The sequence below is a fragment of the Luteococcus struthionis genome (assembly GCF_048595755.1).
Taxonomy (GTDB): domain Bacteria; phylum Actinomycetota; class Actinomycetes; order Propionibacteriales; family Propionibacteriaceae; genus Luteococcus.
The window spans coordinates 1908780-1929152 of sequence record NZ_CP184360.1; the positions used below are offsets into that span (position 1 = coordinate 1908780).

Below are 20373 nucleotides of genomic sequence, written 5' to 3' on the forward strand. Positions count from 1 at the left end.
CAACCCCTGCTGCCCGACTTGCCAGGCGTCCTACCATCATGGAGACGGGCTTCCCAGAAACCCAGACGCTACGAGAGGGATCACGTGAACAACACCCTGAACTGGACCGAGCAGGACGAGCGCGCGGTCGACACCGCCCGCATCCTCGCCGCCGACGCCGTGGAGAAGGTGGGCAATGGCCACCCCGGCACCGCCATTTCGCTGGCCCCGCTGGCCTACCTGCTCTACCAGAAGGTCATGAAGACCGACCCCACCGACGACCTGTGGCTGGGCCGTGACCGCTTCGTGCTGAGCGCGGGCCACTCGTCGCTGACCCAGTACACCCAGCTCTACCTGGCTGGCTGCGACCTGGAGCTCGACGACCTGAAGGCGCTGCGCACCTGGGGCTCCAAGACCCCCGGCCACCCCGAGTTCCACCACACCAAGTTCATCGAGGCCACCACCGGCCCGCTGGGCGCCGGCATCAGCATGGCCGTCGGCATGGCCATGGCCGCCCGCAAGGAGCGCGGCCTGTTCGACCCGGAGGCTGCCGCAGGCCAGAGCCCCTTCGACCGCACCATCTACTGCATCGCCGGCGACGGCTGCATGCAGGAGGGCGTCTCCTCCGAGGCCTCCTCGCTGGCCGCCACCCAGAACCTGGGCAACCTGGTGCTCTTCTACGACGACAACCGCATCTCGATCGAGGGCGACACGCAGATCGCCTTCAGCGAGGACGTTGCCGCCCGCTACCAGGCCTATGGCTGGCACGTGCAGCACGTCGACTTCACCAATGGTGGCACCAGCTACGAGGAGAAGATCGAGGAGCTGTACGCGGCGATCGAGGCCGCCAAGGCCGTCACCGACAAGCCCTCCTTCATCAAGCTCACCACCGTCATCGGTTGGCCGCTGCCCAACAAGCAGGGCGACCACGGTGTGCACGGCGCGAAGATCGGTGCCGAGGAGATCTCGGCGCTGAAGAAGGAGCTGGGCTTCGACGACGAGCCCTTCGCCGTCGACCAGGCTGCCGTCGACCACGCCCGCGCCAATGCCGCCGAGCGTGGCAAGCAGCTCCGCGAGGAGTGGGAGCAGAAGTTCGAGGCCTGGAAGTCCGCCAACCCCGAGCGCGCCGAGCTGCTCGCCCGCGTGACCGATCGTGGCCTGCCCGAGCTGGAGCTGCCGGTCTTCGAGCCCGGCAAGAAGGCCACCCGCGCCGCCTCCGGCGAGGTGCTCAACGCGCTGGCCAGCCAGCTGCCCGAGCTGTGGGGCGGTTCGGCCGACCTGGCCGGCTCCAACAACACCACCATGAAGGGCGAACCGTCCTTCCTGCCCGAGGAGCGCTCCAGCGAGCAGTTCACCGGCAATCCCTACGGCCGCACGCTGCACTTCGGCATTCGTGAGCACGCCATGGGCGGCATCGTGAACGGCATCGCGCTGAGCGGCCTGACCCGTCCCTACGGCGCGACCTTCTTCGTCTTCGCCGACTACATGCGTCCGCCGGTGCGCCTGGCCGCGCTGATGGGCATTCCGAGCATCTTCGTCTGGACGCACGACTCCGTCGGCGTCGGCGAGGACGGACCCACCCACCAGCCGATCGAGCACCTCGCGGCCTACCGGGCCATCCCCAACCTGGCGATCGTGCGTCCGGCCGACGCCAACGAGACCAGCTACGCCTGGCTCGGTGCGCTGCAGCACACCAACAGCCCCAGCGGTCTGGTGCTCAGCCGACAGGACCTGCCGATCGTCGACCGCACCGAGTACGCCTCGGCCGAGGGTGTCCTCAAGGGTGCCTACGTGCTGAAGGATGCCTCCAACGGCGAGCCGCAGCTCATCCTGATCGCCACCGGTTCCGAGGTGGCCCTGGCCGTCGAGGCGCAGAAGGTGCTGGAGGAGCAGGGCGTGGCCACCCGCGTCGTCTCCATGCCGTGCCAGGAATGGTTCGAGGAGCAGGACGAGGCCTACCGCGAGTCGGTGCTGCCCAAGGCGGTCACCAAGCGCGTGTCGGTCGAGGCCGGCATTGCGCAGGGCTGGGCCAAGTACGTCGGCCCGGAGGGCGCCAGCGTCTCGATCGAGACCTTCGGCGCGTCGGCCAGCGGCAATGTGATGTTCGAGAAGCTCGGCTTCACCGTCGACAAGGTCGTGGAGACCGCCAAGCAGGTCGTCGGCTGACCTTCATTCCTCGCTGACAAGGGCGCGGCCCCCGGGATTCCGGGGGCCGCGCCTTTCTTTGCTGCCCGCAGCAGTCATGAGTCGTGATCCTGAGCCGGAAAGGCCTTGCAATAGATCCTAGATCCTATAGGATCTAGGAAAGCTTCCTCAGAGTGGAGGGCAAGGATGACCTATCTCAAGCACGATCCTGCGGTCTTCGCAGCACAGGCAGCAGCGGGATTCGCCAGTGCACATTCCCACCAGATCAGCCCGGTCCCGGGCGGGGTGGCTCGTGCGACCCGGTCGAGTCAGGACGAGGTGGCGCTGGTGATCGGTGGTGGCTCCGGGCACTACCCGGCCTTCGCCGGTCTGGTGGGGCCGGGGCTGGCACACGGCGCCGTGCTCGGCAACATCTTCGCCTCGCCCAGCGCCAACCAGGTGGCCTCGGTTGTCCGGGCGGTGGAGCAGGGGCGGGGTGTGCTGCTCAGCTACGGCAACTACGCCGGAGACGTGCTCCAGTTCGACCAGGCCCAGGCGGAACTGCGCGCCGAGGGGTTGGACGTGCGGACCGTGCGGGTGACCGATGACATCAGCTCGGCAGGACCCGCCGAACGAGACAGGCGCAGGGGCATCGCAGGCGACCTGGTGGTCTTCAAGGTGGCCGGGGCTGCTGCAGCGCAGGGCGCTGACCTGGATCGTGTGGAGGAGGTGGCTCGGCGGGCCAATGAGTTGACCACCAGCCTGGGCGTCGCCTTCACCGGATGCACCCTTCCGGGGGCCGAGGAACCGCTCTTCCACGTGCCCGAAGGTCGCATGGCCATCGGGCTGGGCATCCACGGGGAAGCTGGGCTCTCGGAGGTCGAGGTGCCCACTCCCGAGGAGCTGGCGGCACTGCTGGTGGAACGGCTGCTCGCAGAACGTCCTGGGTCAGCCCGCTCCGCGGTGGTCATCCTCAACGGCCTGGGCGCCTTCAAGTACGACGAACTGTTCGTGCTCTACGGCGCGGTGAGCCGGGCGCTGGCAGCGCAGGGCGTCAACGTCGCCGATGTGAAGGTGGGGGAGTTCTGCACCAGCTTCGAGATGGCAGGGTGCTCGCTGACGCTCTTCTGGGCTGATGAGCAACTGCTCGAGCTGTGGCAGGCACCCTCCGATGCACCCGAGTACCGAACCGGACGGCCACCGACGGACCAGATCCCCGCCGAGCTGCAGCTCGCTTCCCACACCGACCAGACAACACTGCCGCCGGCCGGGGCGGGCTCGCGGCTCGCCGCGGGCAAGGCGGTGGCTGCCCTCGAAGTGCTGGTTGACGTGGTCGACGCACACGCCGACGAGTGGGGACGCATCGACGCCATTGCCGGTGACGGTGACCACGGGATCGGCATGAGGAACGGAGCCCACAGTGCACTCGAGGCGGCACGGGCCGCCAGGCAGGCCGGGGCCGGGCTCGGGTCGACGCTGCACCGGGCCGCGGATGCCTGGTCGGACGGGGCCGGGGGCACCTCCGGTGCGCTGTGGGGGCTGATGATCCACTGCCTCGCCGAGGCCTGTGGAGACCAGACGGTCCCCGACGGACCACGGCTGCGGCAGGGGATCGCCGAGGCCGGACGGTTGCTGACCGAGCGTGGCGGAGCCCGCGTGGGCGACAAGACCATGGTGGACGCCGTCCATCCCTTCGTCGCCGAGATGTCCAGCACCGATGGCGACTTCGCCCAGGACTGGGGCCGTGCGGCCCAGGCCGCACAGACAGGGGCCGACTCCACCTGCGGCATGTTGCCGGCTCGTGGCCGTGCCCGGTCCCACGGGCAGGCCGCCCGAGACATTCCCGATCCGGGGGCCGTGAGCTTCGCACAGATCGTGCGCGGCCTCACCACGGCATTTCCGGCCGATTCGTGACAGACCAGAACGTGACCAGACAGGAGAAGGTTGTGAGCACTGCACCAGGGCTGCGCGTGGTCGTCGGATGCGACGACGCGGGGCTGGACTACAAGGACAGGATCAAGGCTGATCTGCAGGCCGATGACCGCGTCACGAGCGTCACCGACGTGGGAGTCGGCGCGGACGAACACACCCCGTACCCCTCGGTGGCCATCGCCGCCGCGGAGATGGTGGCCCGAGGCGAGGCCGATCGGGCGATCCTGATCTGCGGAACGGGGCTCGGGGTGGCGATCAGCGCCAACAAGGTGAAGGGCATCAGGGCCGTGACCGCCCACGACTCCTTCTCCGTGGAGCGTTCCATCCTGTCCAACAATGCGCAGGTGTTGTGCATGGGCCAGCGCGTGGTGGGCATCGAACTGGCACGTCGGCTGGTCCACGAGTGGCTCGGCTACTGCTTCGACCAGACCAGTGCCTCCGCCGCCAAGGTCAAGGTTCTTCTTGACTACGAGAAGTGCTGACGGCCATGTCGTCGCGAATCGTGCTGGGTGTCTCGTTGAAGATGTACTTCACCCACGCACAGACCCTGGACTGGTGCCATGCCGTGGCGCGCGTGCTCCAGGAGCGGTTGGGCACTGAACCGCCACGGCTCGACTTCTTCGTCGCACCCAGCCATCCCTGCCTGGTCGAGGCGGTCTCGGTGCTGGGTGACTGGGCCAGGGTCGGGGCCCAGGACGTCGCTGCCCATGGCCTGGGTGCCTGGACCGGCGAGGTGAGCGCGGCCGAACTGGCAGAGATCGGTGTGGACCTGGTGGAGCTCGGCCATGCCGAACGTCGCGAGCACTTCGGTGAGGACGACGAGGTCGTCGCCAAGAAGTGTGAACAGACCGTGGCCCACGGCATGGTGCCCCTCGTCTGCGTGGGGGAGAAGGAGCACACCGAGGCCGCTGCGGCCGCGCAGGTGGTGCTCTCCCAGCTCGAGGCAGCACTGGGACGCATCGAGCGGTGCGTCGGGCAGCCAGTGATGGTGGCCTATGAACCGTGGTGGGCCATCGGTGCCGACAGACCCGCCCCCGCCGCCCATGTGAGGCAGGTCTGCGACCTGGTTCGCGAAGGTGTCCGGGCCAGGGGGCTCGACGCCGTGATCCTCTACGGCGGCACCGCGGGGCCGGGCACACTGCCCGAACTCCACCCCAGCGTGGACGGTCTGTTCCTGGGCCGCCGGGCCCACGATCCGGCGAATGTGGCGGCGGTCATCGACGAAGCGCTCGGCCTGCTGGCCGGGCCGGAAGAGAAATGAGAAGAGGCGAGATGTACACAGCTGAGAACTGGCCCATCGCGGCCAAGATGAACTTCGGCTCGCACCTGCCGGACGGGACGCCGCTCGTCGACGCCCCAGTCGAGGTGTGGCGGGGCCAGCTGGAGCAGGTGGTGAACCTGGGTTATCGCTGCATCGACCCGATCGACGAGTGGATCAACCTGGCAGAACTCGATGGTGAGCGCTTCGCGCAGTTCAAGAAGCTGCTGGCGGAGTACGGGCTGCAGGTGCCCGGCATCTCCTTCGGGCGTCGCAGCCCGGTGCACGTGACCGAGGGCGAGCGCAATGTCGCCATGATGCACCGCATGCTCGATCTGGGCGCAGAGCTGGGGGCCGGCGTGGTCAACGTCGGTTTCATGCAGGCCCTCACCCCAGAACAGCAGCGCGCCCAGTGGTTCTGGCACGTGACCGGTCACGTCGATGATCCCGCGTTGCGTCCGGTGGCGATCGAGCGGATCCGCGACCTTGCCGACCACGCCCAGCGCAATGGCATGAAGATCGCGCTGGAGATGTACGAGGACACCTTCGTCGGCACGCCCGATGATGCGGTGGCCTTCGTCAAGGACTGTGACCATCCCAGCGTCGGCCTGAACCCGGATCTGGGGAACCTGGTTCGCCTGCACCGTCCGATGCCGCACTACCAGGAGATGTTCGACAAGGTGCTGCCCTACTCCATCTACTGGCACATCAAGAACTACCTGCGCGACGAGGACCAGGCCACCGGCACCTACTTCTCGGCTCCTGCCCCGCTGGAGAGCGGCTGGATCAACTACCGCGACATCATCCGCCAGGCACTGGCACTGGGGTACCGGGGGGCCTTCCAGACCGAGCACTACGGGGGTGACTGGCTCGGAGTGGGAGCCACCAATGCCGCCTATATCCGGCAGGTGCTCAAGGCCGCCTCGAACCTGATCGACGAAGGCAGGCCGTCATGACTGACCACCACAAGGACACGGTGGTGAACCTGTCGACGGTCTACCGTGGGCTGCCACGTGATGAACGTCCGGCGGCCGCCGTGGCTGACGGCCATCGCAGGGCGGAGTCCTGGTGGGACTTCGACTCGGCGACCCCCGCACGGAACGAGCTTGACGGCTTCCTGCAGGCGGTCAGTCAGAGCGGGCTGCGCCTGGTGGCCATCAACTCGCACGGAGGTGATCGCGATGCCGGCGAGCGGGGACTGGCGTGCCTGCCCGACCGTCAGGAGGAGTTCCGCGACTCCATCGAGTCGGTGTGCCGCGTGGCAGGTGCCACTGACGCCCGGAAGTTCAACGTGACCTTCGGCCAGCTCGACCCGTCGCGATGGAGCGAGGAGGAACAGCTGGCGGTGGCCGAGGAGAACTACCGGTGGGCCGCCAGCCGAGTGGCCGAGTTCGGCGGCACGATCCTGATCGAGGCCCTGTCACGCGAGGGCAACGGCGGTTACCCCTTCCACGACGGCCATGACGTCCAGGGCTTCATCCGGAGCCGGCTGGCGGACGTCGACAACGTCGGCCTGCTCTTCGACACCTTCCACCTGGCCGGGAACGGGGTGGACATCCTGCAGGCCTTCCGGGCCCTCGTGCCTGTCATCAGGCACGTCCAGCTGGCCGACTGGCCCGGCAGGGGCGCCCCGGGCACGGGCGGGATCGACTTCACCGCCCTGGAAACCATCATCCGGTCGTCGGGCTACCAGGGCGACGTGGCCCTCGAATACCTCGGCTGACCAGCACCACCATTCACGACTGCGAAAGGAAGACCCATGAAGGCTGTTCTGAAGACTGCACCGGCCAAGGGAGCCAGCTTCGTCACCGACCACCCCGAACCGGTGGTGGCCGATGACGAGATCCTGCTGGAGGTGAAGGCCGCCTCCGTGTGCGGATCGGACCGCATGTTCTACAACTGGGGTGAGGCGGCAGAAGGCTTCAACCTGGAATTCCCCCGGGTGCTGGGGCACGAGGGATCCGGTGTCGTGCTCGAGGTGGGCAAGGCCGTCACCAGCTTCCGGCCGGGGGACCGAGTGGCTCTCGACTCGCACGCCCCGTGCGGCGCCTGCTACCAGTGCCGCATCGGCAATGGGCACAACTGCAATGACATGCGTCTGCTGGCGGCCGACATCGACGGGGTCTTCGCCGAGCGGGTCTCCGTCCCGGCAGCGATGGCCTTCCACATCCCCGACTCCATGAGCTTCGACACCGCGACCCTGCTGGAACCCTCCGGGGTCGCTTGGCATGCCATCCAGCGTGCCGACAAGCAGATCGGCGGCAATGTCGCGGTGGTCTCGGGCTGCGGTCCGATCGGTCTGGTGCTGATCGACTTCCTGACGATGATGGGCGCGGCACAGGTCATCGCCATCGAACCGAATCCCTTCCGGCGCGGACTGGCCGAGAAGCGAGGAGCCAAGGCCTTCGCGCCCGGCGGCGAGGTGCACGAGTACATCATGCAGACCCACGCACACCGTGGGGGAGCCGACCTGGTCTTCGAGGTGTCGGGGGTCTCGGCCGCCTATGCCAGCCTCTTCGACCTGCTGCGTCGCAATGGCACCTTCATCTGCATTGGGCACGCCGGAGCGCCCGTCCCGGTGAGCATCTCCGAGGTGATCAACAAGAAGGAGATCACGCTCAAGGGGATCTACGGCCGGCTGCTCTGGGAGACCTGGGAAGACCTCTCCCTGCTCCTGGAGACCGAGAAGATCTCGCTCGACTGGTTGATCACGGATCGTCTGGAGCTGGGCGAACTGGGGCCGGTGATCGACATGCTCAGCGGCGAGTCCAACAAGATCCTGCTCTACCCCAACGAAATGCCCACCACTCACTAGCTGCCCGTGCAGCGAGCCCTGTCATGGAGGATTCAATGTCGAATCACACAGACCAGGCCGTCGAGACCGTCTCCGGCATGGACAATCCCTATCTGCTGGACCCTGCGAACATCAAGGAACCGCCGAAGGGGTGGAAGGCCAGTTTCCGCTACTTCGGGCCCGGTCTGATCATGTCGGCGTCCATCGTCGGATCCGGCGAACTCATTGCCACCACCGCAGCCGGTGCCAAGGTGGGCTTCGCGCTGTTGTGGCTGGTGATCATCTCCACCTTCGTCAAGGTCGCCATCCAGATCGAACTCGCGAAGTGGACCATCGCTACTGGTGAACCGGGTCTTTCCGGTTTCGATCGCGTCCCGCCACGGGTGGCCAAGCGTGGCTTGATCACCTGGCTCTGGCTGCTGATGGCGGTGGCCAAGATCACCCAGATGGGTGGCGTCGTGGGCGGCACGGCCGCCGCCTTGAGCCTGATCTTCCCCTTCTGGGGTGATCCGCTGGGCACGACCGCCCTGACGGTGTGGAGCATCGTCGTCGTGGTGGGGAGCATCCTGCTGTTGATCTCCAACCGTTACCGCCTGGTGGAAGGGCTGTCGACGGCGCTCGTGGTCGCCTTCTCTCTCGGCACGGTGGCCCTTTCGGTGGCGCTCGCCTTCACCGACATCGGTTACACGGGTGCGGACATCGCCAGTGGCCTGAAGCTGGCCTTGCCGGCCATCGGCGTCGCCGTGGCCATGTTCGGCATCACCGGCGTGGGCTCCGACGAGATCACCTTCTACACCTACTGGTGCGTGGAGAAGGGCTACGCCTCCTACGTGGGGCCCAATGACGGGTCGCAGGAGTGGGTGGAGCGGGCGCAGGGCTGGATCACCGTGATGAAGCGTGACTCGTGGATCTCCTGGGTGGTCTACACCACCACCACGCTGGCCTTCTACATCATGGGAGCGGCGGTGCTGCATCCCCAGGGCCTGCAGCCCGAAGGCAACCAGATGATCACCACCCTGAGCCGGATGTACACCGATTCGATGGGCCCGGGGGCTCGGTATCTCTTCCTCTGCGCGGCCGTCGCGGCTCTGGCGTCGACGCTATGGTCGGCAATCCCGAGCCATGCGCGACTGTGGGCCAACTTCGTCGCCAACATCGGTGTCTTCGACTGGGTGGGGGACAGTGAAGGCCGCCTGAAGTGGATCCGCGTCTTCACCGTCTTCCTCCCCGTCGCGTGGGGCGCCATGTACCTGGTGATCAGCTCGCCGGTGATCATGGTGCAGATCGGTGGCATGGCAACCGGGGTCTTCCTGCTCGCGGTGGTTGCGGGAACCTGGTACCTGCGCCGGACCGAACTGGACGACAGGCTGTTGGGCTCCAGCGCCTGGTTCGCCTTGTTGGCGATCTCCAGTCTCGCCATCACGATCTTGGGGATCTACACGATCCTGCAAGTCTTCGGCCTCACAGTGGGCTGATGCGGATTGCCCATGCGGCGATCATCCACAGCACGTCGTGGGAGGGCTGCCCGTCCCCGACCACGACGGCACAGGGGTCCGGCACCATCACGGTGCCGGACCCCTGTCGCTGCGTGCCCGTCCTGCCGCCCTGGCCGTCATCCGAGCGTGCGCTCCGCCACCTGTGCCAGGTGCTGGGCCATCGCCTGCTCGGCGCCCTCGGCGTCGCCGGCCTTGACCATCTCGAGGATCCGGCGGTGTTCCTCGGTGGCGGTCTGGGCGTCGGTGGTGTGGTTGGTCACCGACTGGCGCATCCGATGGACGCTGAAGGACAGTGAGTTCACTGCCCGATTGATGTAGCGATTGCCGCAGTGGTCGAGGATCACCTGGTGGAAGGCCCAGTCCTTCTGGAAGTACTCGTAGACGGGGCGCAGGTTCTCGGGCCCCGCACCCGAGGTGGCCTTGAGCTTCGAGGAGGCCTCCTGGTGTTCCTCCAAGGCCTTCTCCAGCGCCTTCGTCAGGGCCTCGCCATCACGTTCGACCGCACGCCTGATGGCCCCCGACTCCAGGACCTGTCGTGCCTCCAGCAGCTCGGCCATCTGTTCGGAGGACATCCGCGGCGCCACCCGATACCCCCGTCGGGGAGCCCGCACCACCAGACCGGTGTGCTCGAGCCTCGCCAGCGCCTCGCGCACCGGTGTCGGTGAGACGTCCAAGGAACGTGCGAGTCCGTCGATGCTCAGGTTGGAGTCGGGTTCCAGGGAGCCGACGACCAGCATGTCGAGCAGGACCTGGTGGACCTCGTCGACCACGCCTGCAGTGGTGACCGGGGTCAGGGGCAGGGCGGCGACGGGGTCACTGTGCATGGGCCCATTCTACGTGGGCCCGCAGGGGAGGAGCCTTGTTGTCCAACGGTTCGCCCCGCCTCGTCGGGCCATGCCAACCCGCCGGCGGCTCAACTCCAGATGCCGCCGGGAGCGAAGACCTCGTCGACGATCTGGTCATACCATCCGGCCTCGCGCGCCACGTCGAGCACCGTGTAGCGCGAGCGGTAGTACATGGCCTTGGGGAAGGTCTCGCGAACCTGCTGGGCGGTCAGGCCGATGTCCTCGGGGCGGCTCGGGGCCCCCGCAGCGGCGAGCATGGCCTGGAAGTCGCGCGCGGCCACCAACTGTTCCTGCAGGCGCTGCCGGGTGCTGGGCCAGCCCTCCTGCAGCCGGGTGAGCCGCTCGGCCAGGCCCTGCGGCGTGACGTACTTGGCCCGGGTCTCCTTCACGGCGTGGTCGGCCAGCGGGCCGCTGAAGGTGCGGCGGATGTCGGCCTCCACCTGGTCCCAGGCAGCCCACTGGGCGACGGCCTGACCGATGTCGAGGCTTGCCAGGTCGCGTTCCATGAAGGCCTCGTAGAAGGCGAGCATGGCCAGCGTGCCGATGGCCACCTTGAAACCATGCGACAGCGGGGGCTCGTCGTCGGCCCCCAGATGGTCGAGTTCCCAGATGTGGCTGAAGTAGTGCTCGGCGCCAGAAGCGGGGCGGGTGCCGCCATAGACCTGCATCGCCAGACCGGAGAGCACCAGGCCGTCCACCAGGCCCTCGAAGGCCTCCGGCTCCCCCTGGGCGAGCGCGGTGGGATGCGCCAGTGCATCACGCACGCCGGACTGCACCAGCTTCCAGACATGGTCGTCCATGGCCTCCACCCCGGCGGCGTCGGCCAGGATCCAGTCGGCCCCACCGGGGATCTTCGCGGCCAGGTCTCCATAGCCGGAGGCCACCATCCACTGCGGTGCGGCGGCCGTGATGTCGAGGTCGAAGATCACCGCCTGCGGGGCGGTGCAGTTCATGGTGATCTTGACGCCGTTGTCGCTGATGGGGGCACCGGCCCCGGTGTAGCCGTCCATGCTGGCGGCGGTTCCCACGACGGCATAGCGACGGCCGCTCTGGTGGGCGGCCATCTTCACCAGGTCATTGAGCGTTCCAGCCCCCACCGCGACGGGCAGCACCGGGCCGTGCTGCCGTTCTGCCTCGGCAAGCGCCTCCCGGATCCGCGCGGCATTGTCCAGCGATGCGTACAGGGTGGGGCGGGCCGGGAAGACCAGGGGAGTGGCCAGGGTGATGCCAGCGGTCTCCAGGGCGCGGCCGGTTCGCTCACCGGCCACCTGCCAGGTGTTCTCGTCGGCCACCAGCAGGGCCGCGCTCCCGGGAGCGCAACGGGCCAGCACCGGGCCGCAGTCGTCGAGTACCCCTCGGCCCGTGCTCACCACATCCGTCTGGTCTGCACCTTCCAGTGCCTGGGCCAGGATGCTGTCCATCGTCGATCCATCTCCTCGCTGAGTCGTCGAGGCGGGCCATGCCGCCCATGCCATCAGGCTAGGTGCCACCCCGGAGGGCTCGGGGGCGCAGTTCAGTCGGCGCTTTGCATCCCGGGGTGCGGATCTGCGGACAGGAACTCGACCATGGCCGCCAGGGCCGCCCCCTCGTCGCTGCCATCGGCCAGCACGGTCACCTCGTCCCCATGGGCGATGCCCAGGGCCAGCACGTCGAAGACGCTGGCAGCGCTGGCCGAACGGTGGGTGCGCAGGAAGATCGAACTGTTGAATTGCACAGCGTGGTCACGCAACTGCGTGGCGACGCGGGCATGGACACCCCGGTCCAGCCCGACCCTGACCCTTTCCATCCTCATGGCCTCTCCCTCCACCGCTGATGCTCCCTCATGGCGCGCGCGTGGGGAAGACGGGAGACGGCCGAGGTGCGTCGGAGACTTGCGGACCCCTCCGCAATCGAGCGGGCGAATGGAAGGGGCAATGCTGGCGCCTGCACGGTTAGGTTTCACAGCATCCACCAACGAAGGGGAGACATGCAGCGCCCAGCACTGATCCTGCAGCAACTCGAGACGAGCCTGTCGGCCGCACCCGAGTCGCTGGCGCGTGTGCTGGGTGTGGGCAATCGCACCCTGGCGACCGAGGTGGCCTCCTTGAACACCTCGCTCGCTCCCGCCGCCCAGGTGCGTCTGATCAACGGCCGCTACCGGCTGCGCGTGGTGAATCCCCTGCAGTACGCGGAGCGTCGGCTCGAAGTGCTCGAGGTCCCGGAGAACTTCAACGATCCCGAACACCGCCGGGCCTTCATCCTGGCGGACCTGGTCACCATCTACACCACCGTCACCACCGAGATCCTGGCGCGGCGGATGAATGTGGGCCGCACCACGGTGACGGCCGACCTGGCCCAGTTGCGCCGCACCCTGGAGCCGCAGGGTGTGCGCATCGAGGGCCGGCCCAATGTCGGGCTGCAGCTGGTGGGGGAGGAGCTGGCCATCCGCATGGCGGTGCTGCGGCACTGCTTCCACGTCGCCTACGGCAACTACCCGCTGGAGCCGGAACTGGAGGCGGCGCTGACGCGAACCTGCCGCGCCCATGGCCTCGACGAGGCGACCGCGCGGGAGACGGGGCGTTGGCTGGTCGTCCAGCTGGACCGGTGTGATTCCCGCCACGAGCTGGAGGAACTTCCCGAGGGCTACCAGGAGATCGTCGGCAGTCCGGCACATGCCTTCGCCCGCGAGCTGGCCGAGGCCGTGGCCGAGGTGGAGGGAATCGTTCTGCCCGAGGCAGAGGTCTTCTACCTGGCCCTGCCCGCCTCGGGGCGGCGAACCACGGTGGGGTCCGACTCGCTGACCGAGGACGAACTGCCGTCGCAGATCCGCGAGCTCGTCGACGAGATCTTCGCCCGGGTCCAGCAGGTGCTGGAAGTGGACATTCGCCCCAACTCGTTGATGGGGGAGTTCGGCTCACACCTGCACTTCATGATCAACCGGATGCGTTTCAGCCTGCAGGCCGAGCCGGGCAATGACCTGCACGAGATCAGGGAGCGTTTCCCGCTGGCCCACCGGATGGCACAGGTGGCCGCCGACGTGGTGCAGGAGCACACCGGCCTTCGCATGGACGAGGTGGAGCTGTCCCTGGCAGCCACCTACTTCCAGGTCTTCCTGGACGACAACGCCTCACGTCGCAATCGGCCCTTCCGCGTCGGCATCGTCTCGCAGCGGGGCCCGGCCGCCGCCAGCCTGTTGCGCTCGCAGATGTCCAAGGCGCTGTTGATCGACACCGTCTACACCCAGGTGGCCGATGCCAGCCGGATTGCCGCGGGGGAGTTCGACCTAGTGGTCGCCTCGCCGGGCAGCGAGCTCGAGCTGCCGATGCCGGTCATCGAGCTGTCGGAATTCTTCGACCCCACCGAGCTGGTCGCCACGCTGCGGACCATGCGCTTCGACGACTTCGGCCCGCTGCCCATGGACGAGCCGGACGGCTCGATGCTCACCTACCTGCTGGAGGACGATCGGGTGCTGCGGCTGCCTGCCGGATGCACCCATGACCGTGCCGTGGAACTGCTGTGCGACCACTTGGTGGCCCTGGGGCTGGTCGACGAGCAGTTCCTGCAGGCCATCGCCACCCGGCTCGCCGAACAGGAGCCCGTCCTGATCGGCGACCGGCTCGCCTTCCCCCACGCCAGCTCGGCCGGGCTGCGCGCCGTGACGTGCGCGCTGGGCACGATCGATGCTGGCGAGGGCAGCGACGGGCTGGATGCGGTCTTCCTGATGGCCGTGCCGGAGAAGGCCGACTATGACGACCGCATCCTCATCCGCACCTACGAGGAACTCATCGCCCTGGGCACCGATCCCCAACTCATGACGCGCCTGGGCGCCGTCACCGACTACCGCTCGCTGCTGGCCGTGCTCGACGCCATGCGCGAGACCAAGCAAGGGAGCTGACATGTTCTGGCCAATCATCATCGGATTCGCCGTCTTCTACATCGTCCAGACGGTGCTGTCCATGCGTCAGACCAAGGACTACGCACGGCACTACGCGCGGATGCGCCGCCAGGGACGCGTCGCCCTGGGCAAGCAGAAGAACCTGGTGGCCAATGGCGCCATCGTGATGTTCCGCCTGGACGACGACGGCGTGGTGGTCGAGGGCAGGTTGCTCAGCGGCGTCACGGTCTTCTCGCGCTTTCGGGACTTCACCGCCTACAACGGGCGCCCGCTGGCCGGACTGGACGGCGAGGACTGTCGACAGCTGAACCGCAGCGTCCGCATCGCCGTCAACAATGCGCGCGACAACTACCTGCTCGCCTCTGAGGGCCTGGTGCCACTGGAGCCCCCGGGCCCGATCAGCAAGCTCCTGTCACGCAGGAGCCGCACCCAACAGGCATTCGCCTGACCCACCAATCCCCACGTTCGTAGAAAGGAAACGATCATGGACTTCACCGTCCGTGCAGCCGAATGGTTCATTGGGCTGTTCCGCGCTGGAGGGGAGACCTTCATCAGCTGGATGACCGGCATCGTGCCGTTGGTCCTGATGCTCCTCATCGCCATGAACTCGCTGATCCAGATGATCGGCGAGGACAAGATCAACAAGCTGGCCCGCCGGGCCTCCGGCAACCCGGTCAGCCGCTACCTGGTGCTGCCCTTCCTGGGCATGTTCATGCTTGCCAACCCGATGGGTTTCACGCTGGGACGTTTCCTGCCGGAGAAGTACAAGCCGAGCTACTACGCCAGCGCCGCCCAGTTCTGCCACACCTCGAGCGGCATCTTCCCGCACATCAATGCGGGTGAGCTGTTCATCTGGCTGGGCATCGCGGCCGGCATCGAGAAGCTGGGGCTCAACACCGCCGAGCTGGCCCTGCGCTACCTGGTGGTTGGCATGATCCTGAACTTCCTCGGTGGTTGGGTCACCGATTTCATCACCCCCTGGGTGGCCAAGCAGCAGGGTGTCACCCTCAGCGGTGAAGTGAAGGTGGCGGCATGAGCGAGCACAAGAGCGTCGTCGTCTCCAAGGGGCAGGGCGGCTACGGCGGTCCGCTGACCATCACCGTGACCCCGGAGCGCAACAAGATCGTCTACATCGTCGGTGGCGGGCAGAAGCCCGAGGTGGTCGACAAGCTGGTGGAGCTGACCGGGGGAGAGGCCGTCAACGGCTTCCAGACCTCCGTGCCGGACGACCAGATCGCGATGGCCGTGATCGACTGCGGTGGCACGCTGCGGTGCGGCATCTACCCCAAGAAGAACATCCCGACGATCAATGTCATGCCCACCGGCAAGACGGGTCCGCTGGCCCAGTTCATCCACGAGGGCATCTACGTCTCCGCGGTGGGGCCGGCCCAGATCCGTCCCGCCGATGGTGCCGAGACCGAGGCCGCGGCCACCGCCGCGACCGGGGCGGCCGCGGGCCAGGAGAAGGCGAAGTTCACCGCAGACAAGAAGGTCTCCGAGACCCTGCGGGAGCAGAAGGACCAGACGCTGCTGATGAAGATCGGTCTGGGCGCCGGCAAGGTGGTGTCGATCTTCTTCCAGGCCGGCCGCGATGCCATCCAGACCATGATCAACACGATCCTGCCCTTCATGGCCTTCATCTCGATGCTGATCGGCATCATCAACGCCTCGGGCTTCGGGAAGTGGTTCACCAGCTTCCTCACGCCGCTGGCCGGCTCCGGCTGGGGTCTGATGGTGCTGGGATTCATCTGCTCGATCCCCTTCCTGTCCCCGCTGCTCGGTCCGGGCGCCGTGATCGGGCAGATCATCGGCACACTGATCGGTGTGGAGATCGGCAAGGGCAATGTGGCGCCGCACCTGGCGCTGCCCGCACTGTTCGCGATCAACACGCAGAATGCCTGTGACTTCATCCCCGTTGGTCTCGGTCTGTCCGAGGCCGACCCGGAGACCGTGGAGGTCGGTGTTCCCGCCGTCCTGTACTCCCGCTTCCTCAACGGTGTTCCCCGAGTCGGCATTGCCTGGCTCGCGAGCATCGGACTCTATTCCTGACCCCCGCTATTCCTGATCCCCTGATTCCTGACCGCACGCACCAGAACCTGGAGCTGACATGACCGAGATCTTCCGCACCACCGTTCGCGACGCCGGCAGCATGGCGTCCGCCTTCATCGCCGACGGCCTGTTCGTCACCTTCGGCGAGAACGCCCCCGAAGCGCTGCGCGACTACTGCTTCATCATCGAGATGACCCAGACCAGCGCCGACCTGGCCGTGGGGCAGTCCTTCGGCGTGGACGGCAAACTCTTCCCCATCACCGCGGTGGGGGAGGCCGCCCAGAAGAACCTGAACGGACTGGGGCACCTCACCGTGAACGTCGACGGCAGCAGCACCGCGAGCCTGGCCGGCGCGATCCACATCCTGTGTGAGGACGGTCAGCCGGAGGTGCAGGTGGGCTCGGTGCTCACCATCGAGCAGTGATGACGGCATCAGTGGAAACACACGGCAGGGCATGAGGGGCGCGGCCAGCCGGGGCAGATCCCGGCGGGCCGCGCCCAGCCATTGGGGAGGACACCATGGAATCCAGAGTTGATCCGCTACAGGTCCAGATCGCCACGATCCGCGCCCTGCTGGCACGCGATGGCAGACTGCCCCTCCTGCGGGCCGTCGATCAGGACACCCCCGAGGAGGACACCCTTGGGGAGGGCGCCATCGAGTGGCAGGTGGGGGCGATCCACGGCGAGCCGCCCGTCGAGGCGTGGCGGGAACGGTTGCAGCAGGTTCGCTCGCAGCAGGGGGAACCCTGCAACGTGGCCATCGACGGGGTGGGGCGCTACCGCATCGACTGGCCCGCCCCACCGATTGATTCCACACAGGGTGATTCCACACAGGCCAATTCCACGGCAGGCCCGATGGCGGGCAAGGTCGCCCTGGTGACCGGCGCCGCCCAGGGCTTCGGCCTGGGCATCGCACAGGGGCTCGCCGCCCGTGGCGTCGTGGTTGCCCTGGCCGACCTCAACCACGATGGTGTGCTGGCCGCGGCCGAGCAGATCCGTGCCGAGCACGGTGCGTGGCAGGCGATCGGCCTCCGGATGGACGTCGCGGATCCCGAGTCCACCCGGGCTGGCGTGGCGGAGGTGGTGCAGGCCTTCGGCGGGCTGGACCTGTTCGTCGCCAATGCCGGCGTGGTGCGTGCCGGGGCGGTGACGGAACTGTCCGTCGACGACTTCGACCTGGTCACTCGCGTCAACTACCGCGGCTACTTCGTCGGGGTGCAGGCGGTGGTCCCGGTGATGGCGGCGCAGCATCGTGCCGCGCCTGCCCACCGCTTCGACATCGTCGAGGTGAACTCGAAGTCGGGCCTGGCCGGCTCCAACCGCAATGCCCCCTATGCCGGCAGCAAGTTCGGCGGCATCGGGCTCACCCAGTCCTTCGCCCTGGAACTGGCGGGGCAAGGGATCAAGGTCAACGCGGTGTGCCCCGGGAACTACCTGGACGGCCCCCTGTGGTCCGATCCCGACGACGGACTGTTCGTCCAGTACCTGCGAGCAGGCAAGGTGCCGGGTGCCACGACGGTCGAGGACGTGCGCAATTTCTACCAGGCCAAGGTGCCGCTCGGGCGCGGCTGCCGGCCAGACGACGTGGTCAAGGCGATCTGTTACGCCGTCGACCAGGACTACGAGACCGGTCAGGCCATCCCCGTGACCGGCGGACAGACGATGCTGCACTGAGGTGCGGCCCACAGGAGGAATGATGACCAATCCGATTCCGATCAGGATCTTCGTCGACAGTGCGGTGCGTGAGGAGGCCGAACCCTGGCTGCGCACCGGGCTGGTGCACGGAGTCACCACCAATCCGACGCTGCTGCGACGGGCAGGGCTCGGGGTGGACGACATTGCCGAGGTGGCCCGCTGGGCCACCGGCGACGGTGAGCGCGAGGTCTGCTTCCAGCTGTGGGGGCACAGCGCGGAGGAACAGTACGCCGCCGCCATGCGGATCCGTGAGCAGGCGCCCGCGGCCACGATGAAGATCCCCGTCACCCCCACCGGGGCCCGGGTGATCACCCGCCTCCACGAGCAGCAGGTACCGGTGCTGATGACGGCCGTCTATGCCGCCAAGCAGGTGGCGGTGGCCTCGGCGCTGGGCGTTCGCTACCTGGCCCCCTACTTCAACCGCATGCAGGTGGCGGGACGCGATGCCCTCTCCGAGATCCAGGCGATGACCCGGGCAGTGCCCCAGGACGGCACCGGGCCGCTGGTCATGGCCGCCTCGGTGAAGAGCGCCCAGCAGGTGATGGCGCTGGTCGGCGCGGGCGTACGGGTGTTCACCCTTCCCCCGGCGGTCATCGCCGACCTCTTCGACGACGAACTGACCACCCGGGCCGTGGTCGACTTCGAGGCCGACATGCAGGCGGTCCTGGGCTGAGGCCCTGTCCTCAGCCTGCCAGCCCCCGGACGAGGTCGGCGGTCAGTTCCTCGAGGCTGTCGATGACGGTGCAGCGGGCCAGCAGCTCGTCGGAGGGCGGGTGGAAGTGGGGAGGCACCGCGATGGTGGTCATGCCCGCAGCCAGCGCGGAGCGGATCCCATTGCTCGAGTCCTCCACGGCCAGGCACCGCGCCGGGTCCGCGCCCAGCAGCTCCGCGCACCGCAGGTAGCCGTCCGGGGCGGGCTTGCCTCGTGGCACCTGCTCGGTGGAGACGTACTGGCGCACCACGTCGCCAATGCCCAGCGCCTGGATGCCTGCCTCGATCAGGACCGCCGGCGACGACGACGCGATGCCCACGGGCATCAACTCGGCCATCCGACGCACCGACTCGCGGGCATCGGGCAGCAGCCGCACCCCGGTGCGGTAGTGCTCCACCATGCCGTCGATGGTGCGTCGGGCCGCCTGCTCGGGAGAGCCCTTGATGCCGACCACCTCGGTGAGGTGGCGGCTCCACTCGGCGGTGGACATTCCCATCATGGCGGTGGTGGACTCCACGGGCCACGCAAGGCCATCCTGTTCGGCCAGTCCGCGCCGGACCACGTCCCACACGTGCTCGGTGTCGGTCAGGGTGCCGTCCATGTCGAAGACGATCGCCTCGAAGGGGCCGGTCAGTGAATTCGTGGTGGACATGGTTGCCATTGTGTCTCGGCTTCGGGAGAGACTGTAGGCCGAGACAGGAGACAGATGACCGACCACGAACCCACCCACAGTCGGCCGGCACTGCTGGCCGGCATCGGCTGCTATCTGATCTGGGGCGGCTTCCCGCTGTTCTGGCCGCTGCTGAAGCCGGCCGGTGCCCTGGAGATCCTGGCCGGACGCATCGTGTTCAGCCTGGTCTTCGTCGCGGTGATGTTGCTGGTGCTGCGTCGCAGCTGGGGATGGGTGCGCACCGCGGCGCGGCGAGACACCTGGCCGTGGCTGTTGGCGGCGTCGGTGCTGATCGGGCTCAACTGGCTCACCTACATCTGGGCGGTCAACTCGTCGCACGTGGTGGAGGCGTCGCTGGGCTACTTCATCAATCCGCTGGTGAGCATCGCGCTGGGGCTGTTGTTGTTCGGCGAGCGCATGTCGCGCTACGGGCAGATCGGCTGTGCGCTGGCGCTGGTGGGGGTGTGCATCATCGCGTGGGGCAACTGGCGCACCCTGTGGGTCTCGCTGGTGCTGGCCTTCAGCTTTGGCCTCTACGGCGCCATGAAGAAGCGCGCCCGGCTGGGGGCGCTCGAGGGCCTGACGGCCGAGACGCTTGCGTTGACCCCGCTGGCGCTGGGTTGGCTGGGGTGGTTGGCGATCCAGGGCACCGGGCAGATCGGCGTCAACTGGCGCGTCTCACTGCTGATGGTGGCCGCCGGTGTGCTGACCGCGGTGCCGCTGTGGCTGTTCGCCGTCGCCGCCCCCGGGATTCCCCTGGGAACGTTGGGAATCCTGCAGTACCTGGCCCCGACGATGCAGCTGCTGCTGGGGCTGTTCGTCTTCGGGCAGCAGGTCAGCGCCGGCTACTGGGCGGGCATGGTGCTGGTGTGGAGCGGCTGCCTGGTCTACCTGGCCGGCGCGATCAGCTCGATGAGGAGAGCGCACGCCTGACTTGATTAGCCA

The 20373-nt window shown here is 67.6% G+C and carries 20 protein-coding genes; 16 read left to right on the top strand and 4 right to left on the bottom strand.

Going from position 1 to position 20373, the window contains the following annotated elements; genetic code table 11:
• Positions 1 to 84 precede the first annotated feature (84 nt).
• The 8 genes from tkt (at position 85) to ACOAMO_RS08790 (ending at position 9562) form a co-directional block, all read left to right on the top strand.
• Entirely contained in the window at positions 85 to 2145 is a 2061-nt protein-coding gene (tkt, locus tag ACOAMO_RS08755; RefSeq protein WP_420174424.1) for a transketolase, read from the top strand.
• Between the two features lie 165 nt (positions 2146 to 2310).
• A complete protein-coding gene (locus ACOAMO_RS08760; protein ID WP_420174425.1) occupies positions 2311 to 4017 on the top strand; it encodes a dihydroxyacetone kinase family protein in 1707 nt (568 codons plus the stop codon).
• Between the two features lie 32 nt (positions 4018 to 4049).
• Positions 4050 to 4517 (top strand): ribose-5-phosphate isomerase, encoded by a 468-nt coding sequence (locus tag ACOAMO_RS08765; protein WP_420174426.1) that lies wholly within the window; start codon positions 4050 to 4052, stop codon positions 4515 to 4517.
• Positions 4518 to 4522: 5 nt separating this feature from the next.
• Complete coding sequence (locus tag ACOAMO_RS08770) at positions 4523 to 5296, top strand: triose-phosphate isomerase family protein (protein WP_420174427.1); 774 nt, start codon at positions 4523 to 4525, stop codon at positions 5294 to 5296.
• Between the two features lie 11 nt (positions 5297 to 5307).
• On the top strand, positions 5308 to 6249 hold the full coding sequence (locus tag ACOAMO_RS08775; protein ID WP_420174428.1) for a sugar phosphate isomerase/epimerase family protein: 942 nt from the start codon (positions 5308 to 5310) through the stop codon (positions 6247 to 6249).
• Complete coding sequence (locus tag ACOAMO_RS08780; RefSeq protein WP_420174429.1) at positions 6246 to 7016, top strand: TIM barrel protein; 771 nt, start codon at positions 6246 to 6248, stop codon at positions 7014 to 7016. The genes ACOAMO_RS08775 and ACOAMO_RS08780 overlap by 4 nt, the downstream gene beginning before the upstream one ends.
• Before the next feature lie 36 nt (positions 7017 to 7052).
• A complete protein-coding gene (locus tag ACOAMO_RS08785) occupies positions 7053 to 8108 on the top strand; it encodes a zinc-dependent alcohol dehydrogenase (RefSeq protein ID WP_420174430.1) in 1056 nt (351 codons plus the stop codon).
• Positions 8109 to 8143: 35 nt separating this feature from the next.
• Entirely contained in the window at positions 8144 to 9562 is a 1419-nt protein-coding gene (locus ACOAMO_RS08790) for an Nramp family divalent metal transporter (RefSeq protein WP_420174431.1), read from the top strand.
• Between the two features lie 137 nt (positions 9563 to 9699).
• Here the strand turns inward: ACOAMO_RS08790 and ACOAMO_RS08795 are convergent, their stop codons facing one another.
• From ACOAMO_RS08795 to ACOAMO_RS08805, 3 genes are all read right to left on the bottom strand, one after another.
• On the bottom strand, positions 9700 to 10407 hold the full coding sequence (locus ACOAMO_RS08795) for a GntR family transcriptional regulator (RefSeq protein ID WP_420174432.1): 708 nt from the start codon (positions 10405 to 10407) through the stop codon (positions 9700 to 9702).
• 89 nt (positions 10408 to 10496) lie between these two features.
• Positions 10497 to 11849 carry a sn-glycerol-1-phosphate dehydrogenase gene (locus tag ACOAMO_RS08800; RefSeq protein WP_420174433.1) on the bottom strand — a complete coding sequence of 451 codons (1353 nt, stop codon included), beginning with the start codon at positions 11847 to 11849 and terminating at the stop codon, positions 10497 to 10499.
• 92 nt (positions 11850 to 11941) lie between these two features.
• On the bottom strand, positions 11942 to 12220 hold the full coding sequence (locus tag ACOAMO_RS08805; RefSeq protein ID WP_420174434.1) for an HPr family phosphocarrier protein: 279 nt from the start codon (positions 12218 to 12220) through the stop codon (positions 11942 to 11944).
• 174 nt (positions 12221 to 12394) lie between these two features.
• Here ACOAMO_RS08805 and ACOAMO_RS08810 point away from each other — a divergent pair, with 174 nt between their 5' ends.
• From ACOAMO_RS08810 to ACOAMO_RS08840, 7 genes are all read left to right on the top strand, one after another.
• On the top strand, positions 12395 to 14302 hold the full coding sequence (locus ACOAMO_RS08810; protein ID WP_420174435.1) for a BglG family transcription antiterminator: 1908 nt from the start codon (positions 12395 to 12397) through the stop codon (positions 14300 to 14302).
• A 1-nt stretch (position 14303) separates the two neighbouring features.
• Positions 14304 to 14750, top strand: coding sequence for a transcriptional regulator GutM (locus tag ACOAMO_RS08815; protein ID WP_420174436.1), 447 nt, complete (start codon positions 14304 to 14306; stop codon positions 14748 to 14750).
• A 36-nt stretch (positions 14751 to 14786) separates the two neighbouring features.
• Positions 14787 to 15338 (top strand): PTS glucitol/sorbitol transporter subunit IIC, encoded by a 552-nt coding sequence (gene srlA / locus ACOAMO_RS08820; protein ID WP_420174437.1) that lies wholly within the window; start codon positions 14787 to 14789, stop codon positions 15336 to 15338.
• Positions 15335 to 16351 (top strand): PTS glucitol/sorbitol transporter subunit IIB, encoded by a 1017-nt coding sequence (gene srlE / locus ACOAMO_RS08825; protein WP_420174438.1) that lies wholly within the window; start codon positions 15335 to 15337, stop codon positions 16349 to 16351. Before srlA ends, srlE begins: the two co-directional genes overlap by 4 nt.
• A gap of 58 nt (positions 16352 to 16409) precedes the next feature.
• Complete coding sequence (locus ACOAMO_RS08830; protein ID WP_420174439.1) at positions 16410 to 16775, top strand: PTS glucitol/sorbitol transporter subunit IIA; 366 nt, start codon at positions 16410 to 16412, stop codon at positions 16773 to 16775.
• 95 nt (positions 16776 to 16870) lie between these two features.
• Positions 16871 to 18025, top strand: coding sequence for an SDR family NAD(P)-dependent oxidoreductase (locus ACOAMO_RS08835; protein ID WP_420174440.1), 1155 nt, complete (start codon positions 16871 to 16873; stop codon positions 18023 to 18025).
• Positions 18026 to 18047: 22 nt separating this feature from the next.
• Positions 18048 to 18719 carry a transaldolase family protein gene (locus ACOAMO_RS08840; protein ID WP_420174441.1) on the top strand — a complete coding sequence of 224 codons (672 nt, stop codon included), beginning with the start codon at positions 18048 to 18050 and terminating at the stop codon, positions 18717 to 18719.
• A 10-nt stretch (positions 18720 to 18729) separates the two neighbouring features.
• Here ACOAMO_RS08840 and ACOAMO_RS08845 read toward each other — a convergent pair whose 3' ends face one another.
• Complete coding sequence (locus ACOAMO_RS08845; RefSeq protein ID WP_420174442.1) at positions 18730 to 19410, bottom strand: HAD family hydrolase; 681 nt, start codon at positions 19408 to 19410, stop codon at positions 18730 to 18732.
• A 54-nt stretch (positions 19411 to 19464) separates the two neighbouring features.
• Between ACOAMO_RS08845 and rarD the strand changes: the two genes are divergently transcribed.
• Positions 19465 to 20361 (top strand): EamA family transporter RarD, encoded by an 897-nt coding sequence (rarD, locus tag ACOAMO_RS08850; RefSeq protein ID WP_420174443.1) that lies wholly within the window; start codon positions 19465 to 19467, stop codon positions 20359 to 20361.
• Positions 20362 to 20373 lie beyond the last annotated feature (12 nt).

Bases quoted from the DNA above. Each gene is read 5' to 3' on its own strand.
- ACOAMO_RS08845 (WP_420174442.1), bottom strand. From the start codon at position 19,410: ATGTCCACCACGAATTCACTGACCGGCCCCTTCGAGGCGATCGTCTTC.
- ACOAMO_RS08835 (WP_420174440.1), top strand. From the start codon at position 16,871: ATGGAATCCAGAGTTGATCCGCTACAGGTCCAGATCGCCACGATCCGC.
- ACOAMO_RS08805 (WP_420174434.1), bottom strand. From the start codon at position 12,220: ATGAGGATGGAAAGGGTCAGGGTCGGGCTGGACCGGGGTGTCCATGCC.
- ACOAMO_RS08790 (WP_420174431.1), top strand. From the start codon at position 8,144: ATGTCGAATCACACAGACCAGGCCGTCGAGACCGTCTCCGGCATGGAC.
- ACOAMO_RS08800 (WP_420174433.1), bottom strand. From the start codon at position 11,849: ATGGACAGCATCCTGGCCCAGGCACTGGAAGGTGCAGACCAGACGGAT.
- rarD (WP_420174443.1), top strand. From the start codon at position 19,465: ATGACCGACCACGAACCCACCCACAGTCGGCCGGCACTGCTGGCCGGC.
- ACOAMO_RS08760 (WP_420174425.1), top strand. From the start codon at position 2,311: ATGACCTATCTCAAGCACGATCCTGCGGTCTTCGCAGCACAGGCAGCA.
- ACOAMO_RS08840 (WP_420174441.1), top strand. From the start codon at position 18,048: ATGACCAATCCGATTCCGATCAGGATCTTCGTCGACAGTGCGGTGCGT.
- ACOAMO_RS08795 (WP_420174432.1), bottom strand. From the start codon at position 10,407: ATGCACAGTGACCCCGTCGCCGCCCTGCCCCTGACCCCGGTCACCACT.
- srlE (WP_420174438.1), top strand. From the start codon at position 15,335: ATGAGCGAGCACAAGAGCGTCGTCGTCTCCAAGGGGCAGGGCGGCTAC.
- ACOAMO_RS08775 (WP_420174428.1), top strand. From the start codon at position 5,308: ATGTACACAGCTGAGAACTGGCCCATCGCGGCCAAGATGAACTTCGGC.
- srlA (WP_420174437.1), top strand. From the start codon at position 14,787: ATGGACTTCACCGTCCGTGCAGCCGAATGGTTCATTGGGCTGTTCCGC.
- ACOAMO_RS08830 (WP_420174439.1), top strand. From the start codon at position 16,410: ATGACCGAGATCTTCCGCACCACCGTTCGCGACGCCGGCAGCATGGCG.
- ACOAMO_RS08780 (WP_420174429.1), top strand. From the start codon at position 6,246: ATGACTGACCACCACAAGGACACGGTGGTGAACCTGTCGACGGTCTAC.
- ACOAMO_RS08815 (WP_420174436.1), top strand. From the start codon at position 14,304: ATGTTCTGGCCAATCATCATCGGATTCGCCGTCTTCTACATCGTCCAG.
- ACOAMO_RS08785 (WP_420174430.1), top strand. From the start codon at position 7,053: ATGAAGGCTGTTCTGAAGACTGCACCGGCCAAGGGAGCCAGCTTCGTC.
- ACOAMO_RS08770 (WP_420174427.1), top strand. From the start codon at position 4,523: ATGTCGTCGCGAATCGTGCTGGGTGTCTCGTTGAAGATGTACTTCACC.
- ACOAMO_RS08810 (WP_420174435.1), top strand. From the start codon at position 12,395: ATGCAGCGCCCAGCACTGATCCTGCAGCAACTCGAGACGAGCCTGTCG.